Source organism: Rhodoferax sp. LB1P47 (assembly GCF_056521445.1).
The window spans coordinates 19,979-35,667 of the sequence record NZ_JBWMAU010000028.1 but is presented as its reverse complement, the minus strand read 5'-3'; the positions used below and the strand labels follow the sequence as shown (position 1 = coordinate 35,667).

The 15,689-nt window shown below is 64.1% G+C and carries 11 protein-coding genes; 8 read left to right on the top strand and 3 right to left on the bottom strand.

The genetic code is table 11. The annotated features are described in order from the left end of the window. Positions 1 to 182: 182 nt before the first annotated feature. Positions 183 to 3,119: a DNA topoisomerase III gene (locus AC0969_RS19235; RefSeq protein WP_479625762.1), complete on the bottom strand. Its 2,937-nt coding sequence runs from the start codon at positions 3,117 to 3,119 to the stop codon at positions 183 to 185. A gap of 135 nt (positions 3,120 to 3,254) precedes the next feature. Between AC0969_RS19235 and AC0969_RS19230 the strand changes: the two genes are divergently transcribed. The 3 genes from AC0969_RS19230 to AC0969_RS19220 are packed head-to-tail and all read left to right on the top strand — an operon-like array spanning position 3,255 to position 5,206. Next, complete coding sequence (locus AC0969_RS19230; protein WP_479625761.1) at positions 3,255 to 3,758, top strand: SET domain-containing protein; 504 nt, start codon at positions 3,255 to 3,257, stop codon at positions 3,756 to 3,758. Beyond that, a complete protein-coding gene (locus AC0969_RS19225) occupies positions 3,755 to 4,531 on the top strand; it encodes a biotin--[acetyl-CoA-carboxylase] ligase (protein WP_479625760.1) in 777 nt (258 codons plus the stop codon). The genes AC0969_RS19230 and AC0969_RS19225 overlap by 4 nt, the downstream gene beginning before the upstream one ends. A 3-nt stretch (positions 4,532 to 4,534) precedes the next feature. Further along, positions 4,535 to 5,206: an SPOR domain-containing protein gene (locus AC0969_RS19220; RefSeq protein WP_479625759.1), complete on the top strand. Its 672-nt coding sequence runs from the start codon at positions 4,535 to 4,537 to the stop codon at positions 5,204 to 5,206. Between the two features lie 75 nt (positions 5,207 to 5,281). On the opposite strand, the gene AC0969_RS19215 is transcribed toward AC0969_RS19220, so the two are convergent. After that, on the bottom strand, positions 5,282 to 6,466 hold the full coding sequence (locus AC0969_RS19215) for a methyltransferase (RefSeq protein ID WP_479625758.1): 1,185 nt from the start codon (positions 6,464 to 6,466) through the stop codon (positions 5,282 to 5,284). Positions 6,467 to 6,654: 188 nt separating this feature from the next. Between AC0969_RS19215 and AC0969_RS19210 the strand changes: the two genes are divergently transcribed. The 3 genes from AC0969_RS19210 to cas3f are packed head-to-tail and all read left to right on the top strand — an operon-like array spanning position 6,655 to position 11,815. Beyond that, positions 6,655 to 7,455 (top strand): DUF4399 domain-containing protein, encoded by an 801-nt coding sequence (locus AC0969_RS19210; protein WP_479625757.1) that lies wholly within the window; start codon positions 6,655 to 6,657, stop codon positions 7,453 to 7,455. Between the two features lie 44 nt (positions 7,456 to 7,499). Further along, a complete protein-coding gene (gene cas1f / locus AC0969_RS19205) occupies positions 7,500 to 8,483 on the top strand; it encodes a type I-F CRISPR-associated endonuclease Cas1f (protein WP_479625756.1) in 984 nt (327 codons plus the stop codon). After that, positions 8,480 to 11,815: a type I-F CRISPR-associated helicase Cas3f gene (gene cas3f / locus AC0969_RS19200; RefSeq protein WP_479625755.1), complete on the top strand. Its 3,336-nt coding sequence runs from the start codon at positions 8,480 to 8,482 to the stop codon at positions 11,813 to 11,815. Before cas1f ends, cas3f begins: the two co-directional genes overlap by 4 nt. Before the next feature lie 13 nt (positions 11,816 to 11,828). On the opposite strand, the gene AC0969_RS19195 is transcribed toward cas3f, so the two are convergent. After that, positions 11,829 to 13,082, bottom strand: coding sequence for an ATP-binding protein (locus tag AC0969_RS19195; RefSeq protein ID WP_479625754.1), 1,254 nt, complete (start codon positions 13,080 to 13,082; stop codon positions 11,829 to 11,831). 317 nt (positions 13,083 to 13,399) lie between these two features. Between AC0969_RS19195 and csy1 the strand changes: the two genes are divergently transcribed. Next, a complete protein-coding gene (gene csy1 / locus AC0969_RS19190) occupies positions 13,400 to 14,680 on the top strand; it encodes a type I-F CRISPR-associated protein Csy1 (RefSeq protein WP_479625753.1) in 1,281 nt (426 codons plus the stop codon). Further along, positions 14,670 to 15,689 carry a type I-F CRISPR-associated protein Csy2 gene (gene csy2, locus AC0969_RS19185; protein ID WP_479625752.1) on the top strand — a complete coding sequence of 340 codons (1,020 nt, stop codon included), beginning with the start codon at positions 14,670 to 14,672 and terminating at the stop codon, positions 15,687 to 15,689. The genes csy1 and csy2 overlap by 11 nt, the downstream gene beginning before the upstream one ends.

The following is a 15,689-nucleotide window of genomic DNA, read 5'->3' as shown; positions in this document are numbered from 1 at the left end:
GCCTTCTTGATTGCTGGCAAGCTTTCTCACTTACCTCCCAATCCGCTTCAAAAAGCAAGGATTCGTCCATGATCTGAGTGGGGGTAGTGGTGTACCACCCGAAACGGAAGAGAGCCGTAAAAAGAGCTGCTAGCGCAGGTACTACCTGCGCTAGCAGCTCTTTTTTTGATAGCAATTGATGGTTACGTCAAATGCTTGCCAATCAGCCCGGTCAGCTCAAACATGCTGATCTGCGGCTTGCCGAACACCGGCTCCAGCAGCGCGTCGGCGTTGATGTTGCGCTTGTTGGTGGCGTCTTGCAGGTTATTGGCCTTGATGTAGTCCCACAATTTTTTGATGACCTGCGGGCGCGGTAGCGGGTCTGTACCCACCACGGCGGCCAGGGCGGCGCTGGGGGTCAGGCCGCCGCTGCCGGTGCTGGCTTTTTTGACTGCGGCTTTCTTGGCGGGCACTTTTTTCGCGGCAGCGACCTTCTTGGCCGGAGCCGCCTTTTTCGCCGGGGCGGCTTTGGCGGCAGACTTGGCCGCTGCACCGGGGCGGGGCGGGAACTTGCTGGGGGCAAATTCAAAGTTCACCTTGCCCGCTTCTGCATCCCAGGCCAGGTGGGCCTTGAAGGCGCGGCGGGTGCGCATGCTGACAAACTTATCTAGCAGGTCGGTTTTGCCGGTGGCCAGCAGCTTGGCCATCTGGGCGTTTTCTACCGGCTGTTGCAAGATGATCTTGCCGCTTTTGAAGTCGCAGCTGGGGGTGGGCTGGGCCAGCGTGGGCACGGTTTTCTCGCAGACAAAGTTGGCACCATGCTCGTGAACCGGGCTGCCGCATTTGGGGCAGTTGCCCAGCGAAGGCGCGTCGCCAAAGTCCACCAGTTCGCCAGATTCTTCGCCCTTTTTGTCGTCGCCAAAGTCGAATTCCAGCTTGTAGTTCTTGGTTTCTTCGTCGAACTTGATGGTCATCTCGGCGGTGAATGGCCAGCCTGCCTTGGAGCGGAAGCCCTCCAGCGGGCCGATCTTGCGGTCGCGCATGAATTGCTCGACCTCGGCACGCTCGAAGGTGCGGCCCGCTGGCGATTTGCCGAACGAGAAGCCGCAGCCGTCGCTGTGGCCGTCGGCCCCGGTGCAGGTGTAGCGGCGGTAGTTTTCTTTGACGATGCCGCCGCAGTTGGGGCAGGGCGTGGCCACGGTGATGTAGTCGCCGGGGATGGTGTCGCGGTCGTATTCCTTGGCTTTTTTGACCAGGCGCTCGGTCATGCCGGCAATCTCGGCCATGAAGCTTTCGCGGGTCAGTTGGCCGCGCTCCATCTGGGCCAGCTTGTATTCCCACTCACCCGTCAACTCGGCTTTGGACAGCTCTTCCACGCCCAGGCCGCGCAACAGCGTCATCAGCTGGAAGGCTTTGGCGGTGGGCAGCATTTCGCGGCCTTCGCGCAGCAGGTACTTCTCGGCGATCAGGCCTTCGATGATGGAGGCGCGGGTGGCGGGTGTGCCCAAACCCTTTTCCTGCATGGCTTCGCGCAGCTCGTCGTCGTCGATGGTCTTGCCTGCGCCTTCCATAGCGCCCAGCAGGGTGGCTTCGGAGTAGCGGGCGGGGGGCCGGGTTTTCAGGGCCTTGGGGTCGGCGGCGATCGTTTGTACGACTTCGCCGGGGCGCACGATGACCAGGTTTTTGCCGTCTTTTTCATCGTCGTCGTTCACGGCTTCCTTGCCGTAGATGGCCAGCCAACCGGGTTTGACCAGCACTTTTCCGTCGGTGCGGAAGGCGTACTTCTTCGCTTCCACGGCCACCGTGCTGATACGCGTCGTGATTTGGTATTCAGCACTGGGGAAGAACACCGACATGAAGCGGCGCACCACAAAGTCGTACAGCTTCTGCTCGGCATCACTCAGGTCTTTGGGGGCTTGCAGCGTGGGGATGATGGCAAAGTGGTCGCTAACTTTGCTGTTGTCGAACACGCGCTTGGTCGGCTTGACGTAGTTATTCGCCACCGCCTGCTTGGCAAACGGGGCCAGGTGCGCCATGCCGCTGTTGGCCAGCATGGCCATGGTTTCGTGCACCACGGGCACGTAGTCTTCGGGCAGGGCGCGGGAGTCGGTACGCGGGTAGGTCAGGGCCTTGTGGCGCTCGTACAGGCTTTGGGCCAGCGACAAGGTGGTTTTAGCGCTAAAGCCAAAGCGGCTGTTGGCCTCGCGTTGCAGCGATGTCAGGTCGAACAAAGCGGGCGATGCCTGCGTGGTGGGCTTGCTTTCTTCCGTAACGGTAGCGGGCTTGCCCCGGGCGGCATTTGCAATGGCCTGGGCCTCGGCGGCGTTCCACACGCGGTCGGCGCGCTGCTCAGGGTCGGGCAGGCCGTCGGGGCCGGGGGGCGGCTTCTTGAATTGCGGGTCGAACCATTTGCCCGGATAGGCACCGGCATTGGCCTGGAAGCTGCCGTGCACTTCCCAGTAGTCGCGGCTGATGAATTTGCGGATTTTTTCTTCGCGCTCCACCACCACCGACAGGGTGGGGGTTTGCACCCGGCCCACGGTGGTCAAAAAGAAGCCGCCGTCGCGCGAGTTGAACGCGGTCATGGCACGGGTGCCGTTGATGCCGACCAGCCAGTCGGCCTCGGAGCGCGAACGGGCTGCGTCGGCCAGCCCTTGCATTTGCGCTTCAGACCGCAGCGCGTTGAAGCCGTCGCGGATGGCCTGCGGCGTCATGGACTGCAACCACAGGCGGCGCACCGGCTTGTTCAGGGGTTTGGTGCCACCCGCGTACTGCTCGATCAGGCGAAAGATCAGCTCGCCCTCGCGGCCCGCATCGCAGGCGTTGATGATGTCGGTGACATCTTTGCGCTTGGCCTGTTTGACTACGGCGTTCAGGCGGGTTTTGGTTTTATCGACGGGTTTGAGGTCGAAATACGGTGGGATGACGGGCAGGTGCGCAAAGCTCCACTTGCCGCGCTTGACGTCGAATTCTTCCGGGGCCTGGATTTCCAGCAGGTGGCCCACCGCGCTGGTGACCACGTACTTTTCGCTCTCGAAATACTCGTCAAACTTTTCAAACTTGCCCGCTGTGGGCGTGAGCGCCCGCACGATGTCTTGCGCAACAGACGGTTTTTCTGCAATCACCAAGGTTTTTGTCATAGGAATTTCGCCAATTTTTGAATTCTGTGGGGGGCAGCGGCCTTTGTCGTGTCAAGGCCACTTCTACAATCTGCCACCACCTGTGTGCCATTGCACACATTCGGTTCCCTTATTTAAGTTAACAGAGTTTTGCCCTTGACTTCATCCAAGCAACCGAAAGCCGCCACAAATACCGGCCGCCGCATCCAGGTGCGCCGGTCTGGCGTACATGGCAAGGGCGTTTTTGCCCTGCAAGATATCGCTGAAGGGTCGGTGGTGGCCGAGTACGTGGGCGAAGTCATCTCCTGGGACGAAGCCCAGGAGCGCCACCCGCACGACCCCGCGCAGCCCAACCACACCTTCTACTTCCATGTGGATGCAGACCGGGTGATCGACGCGAATTACGGCGGCAATTCTTCCCGCTGGATCAACCACGCCTGCGAGCCGAATTGCGAAACCGACGAGCGCAGCGGCCGTATCTTCATCATGGCCCTGCGCGATATTGCGGCGGGCGAAGAACTGAACTACGACTACGGCCTGATGCTGGAAGAGCGCTACACCCCCAAGCTCAAGGCCGAATACCCCTGCTGGTGCGGTGCGCCCAGCTGCCGGGGCACGCTGCTGGCCCCCAAGCGCCGCATCAGCAAATTGCGCAAATGATCTGGCCGGCAGAGTCCATCTGGGAGGCCGTCTACCCGCTGCTGCCCGACTTCACGGTCGAGGTGCTGCCGCAGATCGATTCGACCAACAGCGAGCTGATGCGCCGCGTGCGGGCCGGACATTACGAGCCCACCCTGCTGGTGGCCGAGCAGCAAACCGCTGGCCGGGGCCGCCTGGGGCGCGACTGGCACAGCCAAACCGGCGATTCGCTCACCTTTTCGCTAGCGCTGCCGCTGGCTCCCGCCGACTGGTCGGGCCTGTCGCTGGCGGTGGGCGTCAGCGTAGCCAATAGCCTGCACCCGGAGGTGCGGCTCAAATGGCCCAACGACCTGTGGTTCAACGACCGCAAGCTGGGCGGCATCTTGATTGAAACAGCGGGTATGGGCGAGCAGCCTGAATCCCGACGGATAGCGGTGGTGGGCATCGGCCTGAACATCACGCACCGGGATGCCACCGGTCTGTCCACCGCCCCCGCCTGGTTGCAAGAAATGCTGCCGGGTGTGGATGCGGGTACCGCCCTGCTGCGTATCGCCGCCCCGCTGGTGCAGGCCCTGCAAGCCTTTGCGCTGGCCGGGTTCGCGCCGTTCCAGCCCCAATTTACCCAGCGCGATGTGCTGCTGGACCGGGCCATCACCTTGAGCAACGGCACCGTGGGCATGGCCCGTGGCGTGGACGCGTTGGGCGGCCTGCGGGTACAAACCCCCGAGGGCATGCAGACGGTGACCAGCGCCGAAGTCAGCGTCCGCCCTGTGGCTGTCAAAGAAGGAAATTAACCCATGCTGCGTGCCGCCGTTCTATTTTTGCTGCTGGCCAACGGCGTGTTTTTCGCGTGGTCGCAGGGCCTGCTGGCGGCCTATGGGCTGGCCCCCGCCGCCACGTCCGAGCCGCAACGGCTGGCGCAGCAAATCCGCCCCGAAATGGTGCTGCTGGTACCGCCGCGCCGCGCCGAAGCCGCCTCGGCCCCCACCGCCGTGGCCAGCGCCCCGGCCGAGCCCACAGAATGCCTGACCGCAGGCCTGTTCGAGGTGGAACGCGGCACGCTGCTGGCCAAAGCCCTGGCCGATGCGCTGCCCACCGGATCATGGAGCCTGGAGCCCGCAGTGGAGCCGGGCCGCTGGATCGTCTACATGGGCCGCTACCCCAACGCCGAGCTGCTGGAGCGCAAAAAGGCCGAGCTGCGCGGCATGCGCGTCAAATACGAAGCACTAGAGTTCGGCCTGTCGCTCGGTGTGTTTAGCAGCGAAGCCGCCGCCAACAAAATGCTGGCCGAGGTTACCCAGCGCGGCGTGCGTACCGCCCGCGTGGTGCCAGGCCGCCCCGAAATGCAGGGTATGCAGCTGCGTCTGCCCGAGGTCAATGCCGCCTTGAAAGCCCAGCTGGACGGCCTGAAAACCGCCCTGGACGGCAAAGCATTACGGACATGCGACGCAGCGCCCAAAACGCCTTGACTGCGGCACCCTCAGCTTGCTGCATAAATAATAGCTACTAGCGCAGGTTATATAAGCGCTAGAGGCTGTTTTTCCTTAAATTCCCGCCGACGCCAATCGCCACAGTGATGTCACTTCGGCCGTCCGCGCCGCATGCAGTGCCGCCGTGGCATCCGTCGCCTTGGGGTGTTGGGGTTTGGCGTCCAGGCGCTCAATGACGCGCAGGCCGTGGGTTTCAAATGCGGCCAGCAGTTCGGCCCGGGTGCGCAGGCCCAGGTGCTCGGCAAAGTCGGACAGCAGCAGCCAGCCTTCGCCGCCGGGTGCCAGGTGGCCTTTCAGCCCGGCCAAAAAGCCCATCAGCATCGCGCTGTCTTCGTCGTACACCGCGTGCTCGATCGGTGAACCCGGCCGGGCGGGCAGCCACGGTGGGTTGCAGACGATCAGCGTCGCCAAGCCTTCGGGGAACAGATCGGTGTGCAGCACCTGTACCTGCTTGGCCACGCCCAGCAGGTGCAGGTTGTCGCGGGCGCAGGCCAGGGCGCGGGGGTCGGTGTCGGTGGCCACCACCTGGACCACGCCGCGCCGCACCAGCACGGCGGCCAGCACGCCGGTGCCGGTGCCGATGTCGAACGCCACCCCTGCCGCAGGCAAAGGGGCCTGGGCCACCAGGTCGATGTACTCGCCGCGCACCGGCGAAAACACGCCGTAGTGCGGGTGGATGCGGTTCAGCGGAGCCTCGCCCAGCGCCGGAATTTCAATCCCCTTGCGGCGCCATTCATGGGTGCTGGTCAGGCCTTGCAGTTCGCGCAGCGTGACCACCGAAGCGCCCGCTGCCAAATCCGCTGGCCCCCAGGCTGCCAGGCAGGCCGCATGCACATTGGGGGCGCGGCGCAGCGGGATGCTGTAGTCGGCGTTGACGGGTATCAGCAGCATGTTCAGCACCCGCGCACGCTGCGCCTGGGCTTGGCGGTACAGGTGGAAGGCCTCGGCCGGGGCAGCGGCTTCCTTGGGAGCCTTGCGCAGCTTGCGGGCCGGGGTTTTGTCGATGCGCCGGGCAATCGCTTGCAGCAGCTGGCGGGCGTTGTGGAAATCGCCGCGCCACAGCAGGGCCGTGCCCTCGCAGGCCAGGCGGTAGGCGGAATCGGCCGACATCGTGTCGTCGGCCAGCACCACGCGCTTCGGGGCAGGTGCGCCGCGTTCGGAACGCCAGTGGGCAGACTGGGGCTGGTCGGCTTCGGTCCAGTGGAGGGTGGCGGGGGAGGATGCGGTGGGGGCGGACATGGACAAGTTAAACGCTAAAAAAATGGAGTAGGACTGTTTTAACAGACGCAGCCAGGGTGGATGCTATAAAACCCGCCTATCCAGCGCTGCACGCAGCCTGGTGGGGAGCGAATAACAACCAGAGAAAGAGTTTTTGCATGTGGGATCGATGTGGGATAGCGGGCAGACGGTGGGGTGGATGGGCGGCTGTGGGCCTGCTGGCTCTGGTGGCCATGCCGGTGTGGGCGGCAAATGCCCGCGCCACGCCCAAGAGCGACAGCAGCAGCAACAGCGACCACCCCTGGCTGTTTGTATCGCCCCAGCACAGCCCGCAGGCGTATTTCAGCAACCTGCAAGACGGCGCCTTGGTGCAATCGCCGGTGGCCGTGCGCTTTGGTTTGTCCCTGCGGGGCATCGTGCCTGCGGGCCACAAAGTGGGGCTGGCCGGACACCACCATTTGCTGGTCAACCAGGGCTTGCCGCTGGACTTCACCCAACCCCTGCCATTTACCAGCCAGTACATCCACTTTGGCAAGGGCCAGATGGAGACGGCGCTGAACCTGCAGCCCGGCCGCTACCGGCTGCAACTGGTGTTGGCGGACCAGGGGCACATCCCTTACTTCGTCTACAGCAAGGCGATCCACATCACCGTCGCCCCGCAGCACACGGGCCAAACGCAGGCGCAGGCGCTGGGGCCGCCCCGGGTGGAAATCCTCGGCCTGGCGGCGGGCGACACGCTACAGCCCCCGTTTCGCCTGGCCTTCCATGCGTCGGGCTTCAACCTAGCCCCCGCTGCCGCGCAGCTGCTGGATACGCATTATTTCCGCCTGGTGCTGGACCGCGAGGGCGCCAAGCCGGAGGTGCTGAACTTCAAATCCGGCCAAACCGAAGCCTGGCTGAACCCACCCAAAGGCGCCTACACCGCCCGGCTGACGCTGGTGCGCAACGCCACCCGGCCCGAAGCCATCGCCGTGCGGGCCCCGCCGGTGGCGTTTAGCGTGGGGCCTTGACGGGGGGCGATACTGGACGCGAGACCACAGCACACAAGGCCCCCATGCCAACGGACGACATCCGCCCTAGCGACCTGAAATCCATCCTGCACTCCAAGCGCGCCAACATCTACTACCTGGAGCACTGCCGCGTGCTGGTCAACGGCGGCCGGGTGGAGTACGTCACAGACGAAGGCAAGCGCTCTTTGTACTGGAACATTCCCATCGCCAACACCGTCACCGTAATGCTGGGCACCGGCACCTCGGTCACCCAGGCGGCGATGCGCGAACTGGCCAAGGCCGGGGTGCTGGTGGGGTTCTGCGGCGGCGGTGGCACGCCGCTGTTTAGCGCGAATGAGGTGGATATCGAAATGGCCTGGTTTTCGCCGCAAAGCGAATACCGCCCTACCGAATATTTGCAGCAATGGGTGAAATTCTGGTTTACCGATGCGTTGCGGCTGGAGGCGGCCAAGGCATTTCAGCGCGCCCGCATTGCCCGGGTGCGCGAGCACTGGCTGCATAGCCGCCCGCTGCGGGATGAAGGCTTTGGCGGTGATGCACTGGTGCTGGAAGCCGCCTTGACCGAAGCCCTGCAAGCCATAGACCACGCGGCAGACCAAACCATTTTGCTCACCGACGAAGCCCGCCTGACCAAACAGCTCTACAAGTTCGCCGCCCGTGCGGTGAACTATGGCGACTTCGTACGTGGTAAACGCGGCAGCGGGGCTGACCCTGCCAACCGCTTTCTGGACCACGGTAACTACCTCGCCTACGGCCTGGCGGCCAGCGCCACCTGGGTGCTGGGCCTGCCCCATGGCTTGGCCGTGCTGCACGGCAAGACCCGGCGCGGCGGCCTGGTGTTTGACGTGGCGGACCTGGTCAAAGACGCAGTGATCTTGCCGCAAGCCTTCATCTCGGCCATGCGCGGCGACGACGAGCAGGCTTTTCGCCGCGCCTGCATCGACAAACTCACCCGCACCGAAGCGCTGGACTTCATGATCGACACCCTGAAAGACGTGGCGGTAACGGTAGGAAGGCAAGCCCTGTGAACGTCCTTTTGGTCTCCCAATGCAGCAAACGCGCACTCACCGAAACCCGCCGCATCCTCGACCAGTTTGCCGAACGGCGCGGCGACCGCACCTGGCAAACACCCATCACCCAGCAAGGCCTGGACACCCTGCGCCTGCTGCTCAAGAAAACCGCCCGCCGCAACACCGCCGTGGCCTGCCACTGGATTCGCGGCCAAGACCACAGCGAGCTGGTATGGCTGGTGGGCGATGCCAGCCAGTTCAATGACCAGGGAGCGGTGCCCACCAACAGCACGCAGCGCAACATCCTGCGCCAGAGCGACGAGAACGATTGGCACACCGCCGAAGACATCCGCCTGCTGAGCGCCATGGCCGCGCTGTTCCATGACTTTGGCAAGGCCAGCGTAGCGTTTCAAGCCAAGCTAAAAGCCTCAGCTCCCATCGCCGACCCGTACCGTCACGAATGGGTGTCGCTGCGGCTGTTCCAGGCTTTTGTGGGCGGTGAGGACGATGGCACCTGGCTGGCTCGCCTGGCCGCGTTGGCCGACAAGCCAGACACCACTTGGCTCAAGCGATTGCGCAGGGATGGCATGGATGGGAGCACGGGCATGCACTGGTCTGCCCCGCTGGCGCAGCTGGCCCCCTTGGCCCGCACCATTGGCTGGCTGGTACTCAGCCACCATCGGCTACCCGTTCCGCCGCGTGACAAACCCGCGCAAACCCGCCAGATCGACAAGCTCTGGGCCGCCATTGCGCCCAATTGGTGCGGCAGCCTGGAGAAGCCCGAGGATGCCAAGGAAGCCAAAAAATTCCAAAAAACCCTGGAGTCCTGCTGGGACTTCGGCCTGCTCGGCCCACCCGATGCCAGCATCGCATGGCGCAAACGGGCCGCCAAAGTGGCGCAGCGCATGTTGGCCCGGCCCAGCCTGCACCAGGGCGACTGGTTGGCCGACAACCCCTATGCCATGCACGTCGCCCGCATGGGTTTGATGCTGGCCGACCACCACTATTCCAGCCAAGGCGCACAGCCCGCGCTGGGTGATGCGCAGTACGCGGTCTACGCCAACACCGACATCGCGGCGGACGGACACCGTGCCCTCAAACAACGCCTGGACGAGCACCTGGTCGGCGTGGAAAAAGCCGCGCAAGGCATTCTCCACAGCCTGCCGCGCCTGGAAGCCACGCTGCCCCACATCGCACGCCATAAAGGTTTCAAAAAGCGCAGCAGCGACCCTCGCTTTCGCTGGCAAGACAAAGCCTTTGACCTGGCCACTGCGCTCCAAGCCCGCTCGGCACAGCAGGGCTTTTTTGGCGTCAACATGGCCTCTACCGGCTGCGGCAAAACCCTGGCCAACGGCCGCATCATGTACGGCCTGGCCGACCCGCAGCGCGGCGCCCGCTTCACCATTGCGCTGGGGCTGCGCACCCTGACGCTGCAAACCGGCGAAGCTCTGCGCACCCGCCTGGGCCTTGGGCCGGACGACCTGGCAGTGCTGGTGGGCGGCGGCGCCGTGCGCAGGCTGTACGAGCACCACCAAAAAGCCAGCGCAACGCAAGCAACCGGCAGCGAATCTGCCGAAGCCCTGCTACCCGACAACACCCATGTGCATTTTGAAAGCGCGGTCGAGCCCGGCCCCTTGAGCGAATGGCTGTCGCACAAGAAGCGCCCCGGCGACAGCGCCAACAAGCTGCTGAACGCCCCGGTGGTGGTCTGCACCGTAGACCATCTCATGCCCGCCTGCGAAAGCACCCGGGGCGGCCACCAGATCGCGCCCATGCTGCGCCTGCTCACCTCCGACCTGGTGCTGGACGAGCCCGACGACTTTGGCCCCGAAGACCTGTACGCCCTGACCCGGCTGGTCCACATGGCGGGCCTGCTGGGCAGCCGGGTGCTGCTGTCGTCGGCCACCCTGCCACCCGCGCTGCTGCAAGGCCTGTTTGCCGCCTACCTGGCGGGCCGCCGCAGCTTTCAAGACAACCGGGGTGTACCGGGGCGGCCTTTGGAGGTCTGCTGTGCCTGGTTTGACGAAAACCGGGTGACAGACAGCCCCCATGCCGACGAGGCCAGTTTTGCCACCGCCCACACCGCCTTTGTACAAAAACGCCTGGACTACCTGCGCACCGTGCAAGTGGCGGACCTGCGGCGGCGTGCGCGCATCGTCCCGTGGCACACGCCGTCGCCACAGCCCGAGGAGGCCCGCCCGGCGCTGGCGGCGGTACTGCTGCAAGAGGCCCTTGCGCTGCACGCAGACTCTCAAAACCATAGCATTGACCGCAGTACCGGCAAGCGCGTGAGCCTTGGTTTGATCCGCATGGCGAACATCGACCGCCTGATTGACGTGGCAAGCGCCTTGCTGGATTTAGAGGCTCCGCCCGGCACGCGCATCCATCTCTGCGTCTACCACTCACGCCATCCCTTGCTAGTGCGCTCGGCCATCGAGCAGCGGCTGGACCGCTTGCTGCAAAGAGGTGACCCCGAGGCGGTTTTCAAGGACGTGGAGCTGCGCGACTTGTTGGAGGGCAGTGCAGCCGATACCGACCACCTGTTCATCGTGCTGGCCTCCCCTGTGGCCGAGGTCGGCCGCGACCACGATTACGACTGGGCCATCGTCGAGCCCTCGTCCATGCGCTCCATCATCCAACTGGCGGGCCGCATCAGGCGGCACCGCGCCAGCCTGGTGGAGCGGCCCAACATCGTGCTGCTGGACACCAATCTGCGTGCGTTGGAGCAACCTGGCAGCGCGGCCTTCCAGCGCCCCGGCTTTGAAAGCCAGGATTTTCCCCTGTCCAGCCACTCGCTGACCCAACTGCTGCGCGCCGACGAGCTGGCCACCATCGACGCGGCCCCGCGCATCACCCAGCGCCAGCCGCTGGACCCACACAACAGCTTGGTCGATCTGGAGCACGCCTGTCTGGCGGCCATGATGCTGGATGGCGGCGACAACCGCGCCCGCCCGGTGCGCCGCTGGTGGCAAACCCAGAGCCACTACACCGCCATCGAACAGGCCTGCACCCGCTTTCGCAAAGACGACCAAGGGCGGGAACAGTTCCGGCTGCTGCCGAATGACGAGGGTGACGACTTCGCGTTCTGGGTGATGGCTGACGATGGCGTCTCCACCAACCAGGCCGACAGCCGCTTGCAGCGCGTCGCCTTGCCGCACAGCGACAGCATCGTCCCCTGGGGCACGACCGATTACATCGAAGCACTCAAAACCCTGGCCCAATCTTTGGGCATCCCGCCCGAAGACTGCGCCCGGCAGTACGGCACCATCGATTTGCCCAAGAGCGAAGATGACCCGCGCTGGCAGTACCACCCGCTGCTGGGCTTTCGCAGACGGCCCACGCAGCGCTGAGTCCAAATGGCGCTTACTGCCAGAGCAGCGACACCGGCCCCGCATGCAGCTTCTCATCAAACGGGGTGATACGGTCGTGGTCGTGCAGCACCAGGCCCTGGACGAACTTGTCACCCACGGCTGCTTGCAGTTGGCGCAGGCCGCGCAGGTCTTGCGGGCGCACGGTAGCCGATGCCTTCACCTCGATGCCGATGACCCGCCCGCGCCGGTCTTCGATCACCAAGTCCACCTCGTCCTGGTCTTTGGTGCGAAAGTGCGAAATGCGCAGCCGCCGGTCTGACCAGGTGGTGAGCTTGAGCACCTCGGACACCACGAAGTTCTCCAACAGCGGGCCATAGGCCGTGCGGTCCTTCTGCAACTGGGCCGCGTTGGCATCGCGCAGGGCAGCCAACAGCCCGGTGTCGAGGAAGTGCAGCTTGGGGGTCTTGGTAAGGCGGCTGACGGCGTTGCTAGACCACGGCGGCACCAGCCGCGTTAGAAACAAGCGCTCCAGAATGCCCGCATATTTCTGCGCCGTGGGTGCGGTCAAACCCAGCGCTGCACCATAGCTGCTGTGGTTCACCAGTTGCCCGGCATGGGCGGCCAGCACATCCAGCAGACGCGGCATGCGGTCGAGCTGGTCGATGTTGGCAATGTCGCGCACATCGCGGTCCAGGATGAGGGCCACGTAGTCCTCCAGCCAAGCCTGGCGGCGGCTGGCCTGGGGGCGCCGCAGTGCTTCGGGGTAGCCACCTTTGAGGACGCGGTCCATCAACGCATCGCCCGTGACGGCGTTGTCTGCGCCAGGCAGCCCACCGCCCTCAAACAGCCGCTCCAGCAAGTCCCCTGGCGTACCAGCCAGTTCGGCCTGGGCAAACGGCAGCAGGGTGATGACTTCGAGCCGACCCGCCAGCGAATCGGCCACGATAGGCAAGGCCATGAGGTTGGTGGAGCCGGTCAACAAAAAGCGGCCGGGGGCCTGGTCTTTGTCCACACTCTCTTTGATGGCCAGCAGCAAATCAGGTGCACGTTGCACTTCGTCAATCACGGCGCTGCGCAGCCCGCGCACAAAGCCCGACGGGTCCGCCCGCGCCGCCGCCAGCGTGGCCGGATCGTCCAGGGTGAGATAAGGGCGGCTGCTGTTGGCATACAGCCGGGCCAGCGTCGTCTTGCCCGCCTGCCTGGGGCCCACCACAAGCACCACCCGGGTGTCTTGCAAGGCGATGGCGATTCTGCGCTGCACATGGCGGGCGATGGCGGCGGGAGAGGCTGGGAGTTCGGTGGTCATGCGAAGCAGTCAAAGGCTAAAAATATCCGACCAATTAAAACTCAAATCCCGACCAATTGAAAATCAAAATCCGACCAATTGAAAATAACGTGCGCGGTTAGGTTCTATTTTTTATGGATTTTCGGATGCAGGTGTGCCGTATAAAACGGGGTGCAGCAGCCTAAATACCAGCATCAAATTGGTACTTAGCGCATATTCAATAATCGTTAGCAGCTACATTAAATATAGCAAACAACCCATTAGAAATAAAAACCAGAGCCCCACCAGATCCTCATCCAACAGTGTTTACAGTGCTTTTGCACACCCCAAGGAGTCCCATGGCCCCATCCCTCCCCGACCCACCCACCAGCGCCGCCCTGCGCACGGTGGTGGAGACCTTCATCCAAGAGCGCTTGCAGCTCAAGCTGGACAAGCTGAGTGACAGCGATGCAGACGCTGCCAAGCGCCAACAACTGCACGGCGAGCACCAGCGTGAAACCTGGTTGGCGGACGCAGCGCGGCGGGTGGTGCAAATCCAGCTGGCCAGCCACACGCTCAAGCCCATCCACCCGGACGCACGGGGCAGCAGCCTGTACCTGAACCCACCGTTTTGCACCGATGCCTCCCTGGTCGGCACGCATGTGTTGGGCGCCGACCGCACCGACGACGTGGTGGGCAATGCGGCGGCGCTGGATGTGTTCAAGTTTTTGAAGCTCCAGGCCCAGGACAAAACATTGCTGGCGCGCTTTCTAGAGAAAGATGTGGCGCTGGTGCAGGCTATGTCGGACGACTCCGCGCAGGCGCAAACCTGGGCCGATGCCTTTGCGGGCATTGTGGACAGCAAAACTGCAGCCGCCTCCCACACGCTGGGCAAACAACTGTACTTTCCGCTGGCCGACGGCAGCTACCACCTGCTGGCCCCCTTGTTCCCTACCGCTCTGGTGCACAGCCTGCACACCACGCTGCAAGAAGACCGCTTCTCTGACGCGGCCAAAGAAGCCCGCGCAGCCCGCAAAGCGGGCCAAGACCACCCGCAGGGCTACCGCGAGTACCCGAACATGGTGGTGCAGAAAATTGGAGGAAGTAACCCACAAAATGCTGGATTACTAAATGTTAAACGTCGCGGGGCCAACCACCTGCTGCCTTCTGTGCCGCCCATCTGGCAAAACCAGGGCACCCAGCCGCCGCTGCGCCATGCCTCGGTATTCGACAAAGGCGGCCCGGTGGCGCGTGACAAAAACCTGCGCTTCTGGACCAAAACCCTGCGCAAATACCTGCTGAAAGAGCTGGACCGCAACAACGTGCACATCCGTGGCAAGCGGGCCGAGATGGTGGAAGAAATCATCCTCGCCGTGCTGGACCTGGCTGGGCTCATCCAGTGCCTGCCCGGTGGCTGGAGCCAAGCCACCGCCTGCCGCTTGGGGGCGGCGGAAAAGTGCTGGCTCGACGCAGATGCCGAACCCACTACCGATGGCTCCGACGACTGGCAAACCAAGGTGGCCGAGCGCTTTGGCCTTTGGCTCAATGCCGCCATTTCCACCGACCAGACCCTACTGGGCGATGGCGAATCGCGGGAATGGAAATACCGCTTTTTGGAGGTACTCCGCGATGCAACCTAGCCCGTTTGATGCCCTGCTGCTTCTGCCGCGCCTGCGCGTGCAAAACGCCAATGCGGTCAGCAGCCCCATGACCTGGGGCTTCCCTGCACCCAGCGCCTTTACCGGCTTTGTGCACGCCTTGCAGCGCCGCCTGAACGCGATGGGCCACACCATCCAACTCGGTGGCGTGGGCATTGTTTGCCACCAGTTCGACCCGCAAGTCTTTCAGCCCCCGGGGCGGCGCACCCAGGTGTTCCGCCTGACGCGCAACCCGGTGGACAAAGACGGCAACACCTCGGCCATCGTGGAAGAAGGCCGCACCCACCTGGAGGTCAGCCTGCTGCTCACCGTGTCGGGCGACGGCTGCCCTGTCAACGACGACGACGGCATCGCCTTGGCCGCCCTGGTACTGGAATATGCCGAGGGCATGCGGCTGGGGGGCGGTAGCATCCTGCCCCAACCCAAGCGCGCCAAGTACCCCGCGCAGTGGCTGGAATGGCCGCAGCTACTAAGCGACCAGCGCCTGGCGTGGCGCAAGCTGCGCCGCCACCTGATGCCCGGTTTTGTACTGGTCAGCCGCGCGCCCCTGCTGGCCCAGCACCTGCACAGCTTGCAGCAAACCCAGCCGCAAGCCAACGCGCTGGATGCACTGCTGGACGTGTGCCGCCTGAACGTGGAACCCGCAGCAGCAGAGTCGGACGAGGACGACGGAGATGCACCCACCCCCTGGGCCGTGCGGCGGCGCTACCGAGGTTGGCTGGTACCGCTGCCGCTTGGCTACGCCGCCGTGTCGCCGTTGTACCTGCCCGGCACGGTCAAAAACGCCCGCGACGAGTCAGCACCGTTTCGTTTTGTCGAAAGCCTGCTGTCGTTGGGCGAATGGGTCAGCCCCCACCGCATTGCCGAAGCACCCCACCTGCTGTGGCACTTTGATGCCCAGCCAGATGCGGGCCTGTACCGCCTGCATAACCCCTATCCGTCACCACCTTCGTCCCCTGCTGCCACCGAACCCACCGCATTGACCGCTTAA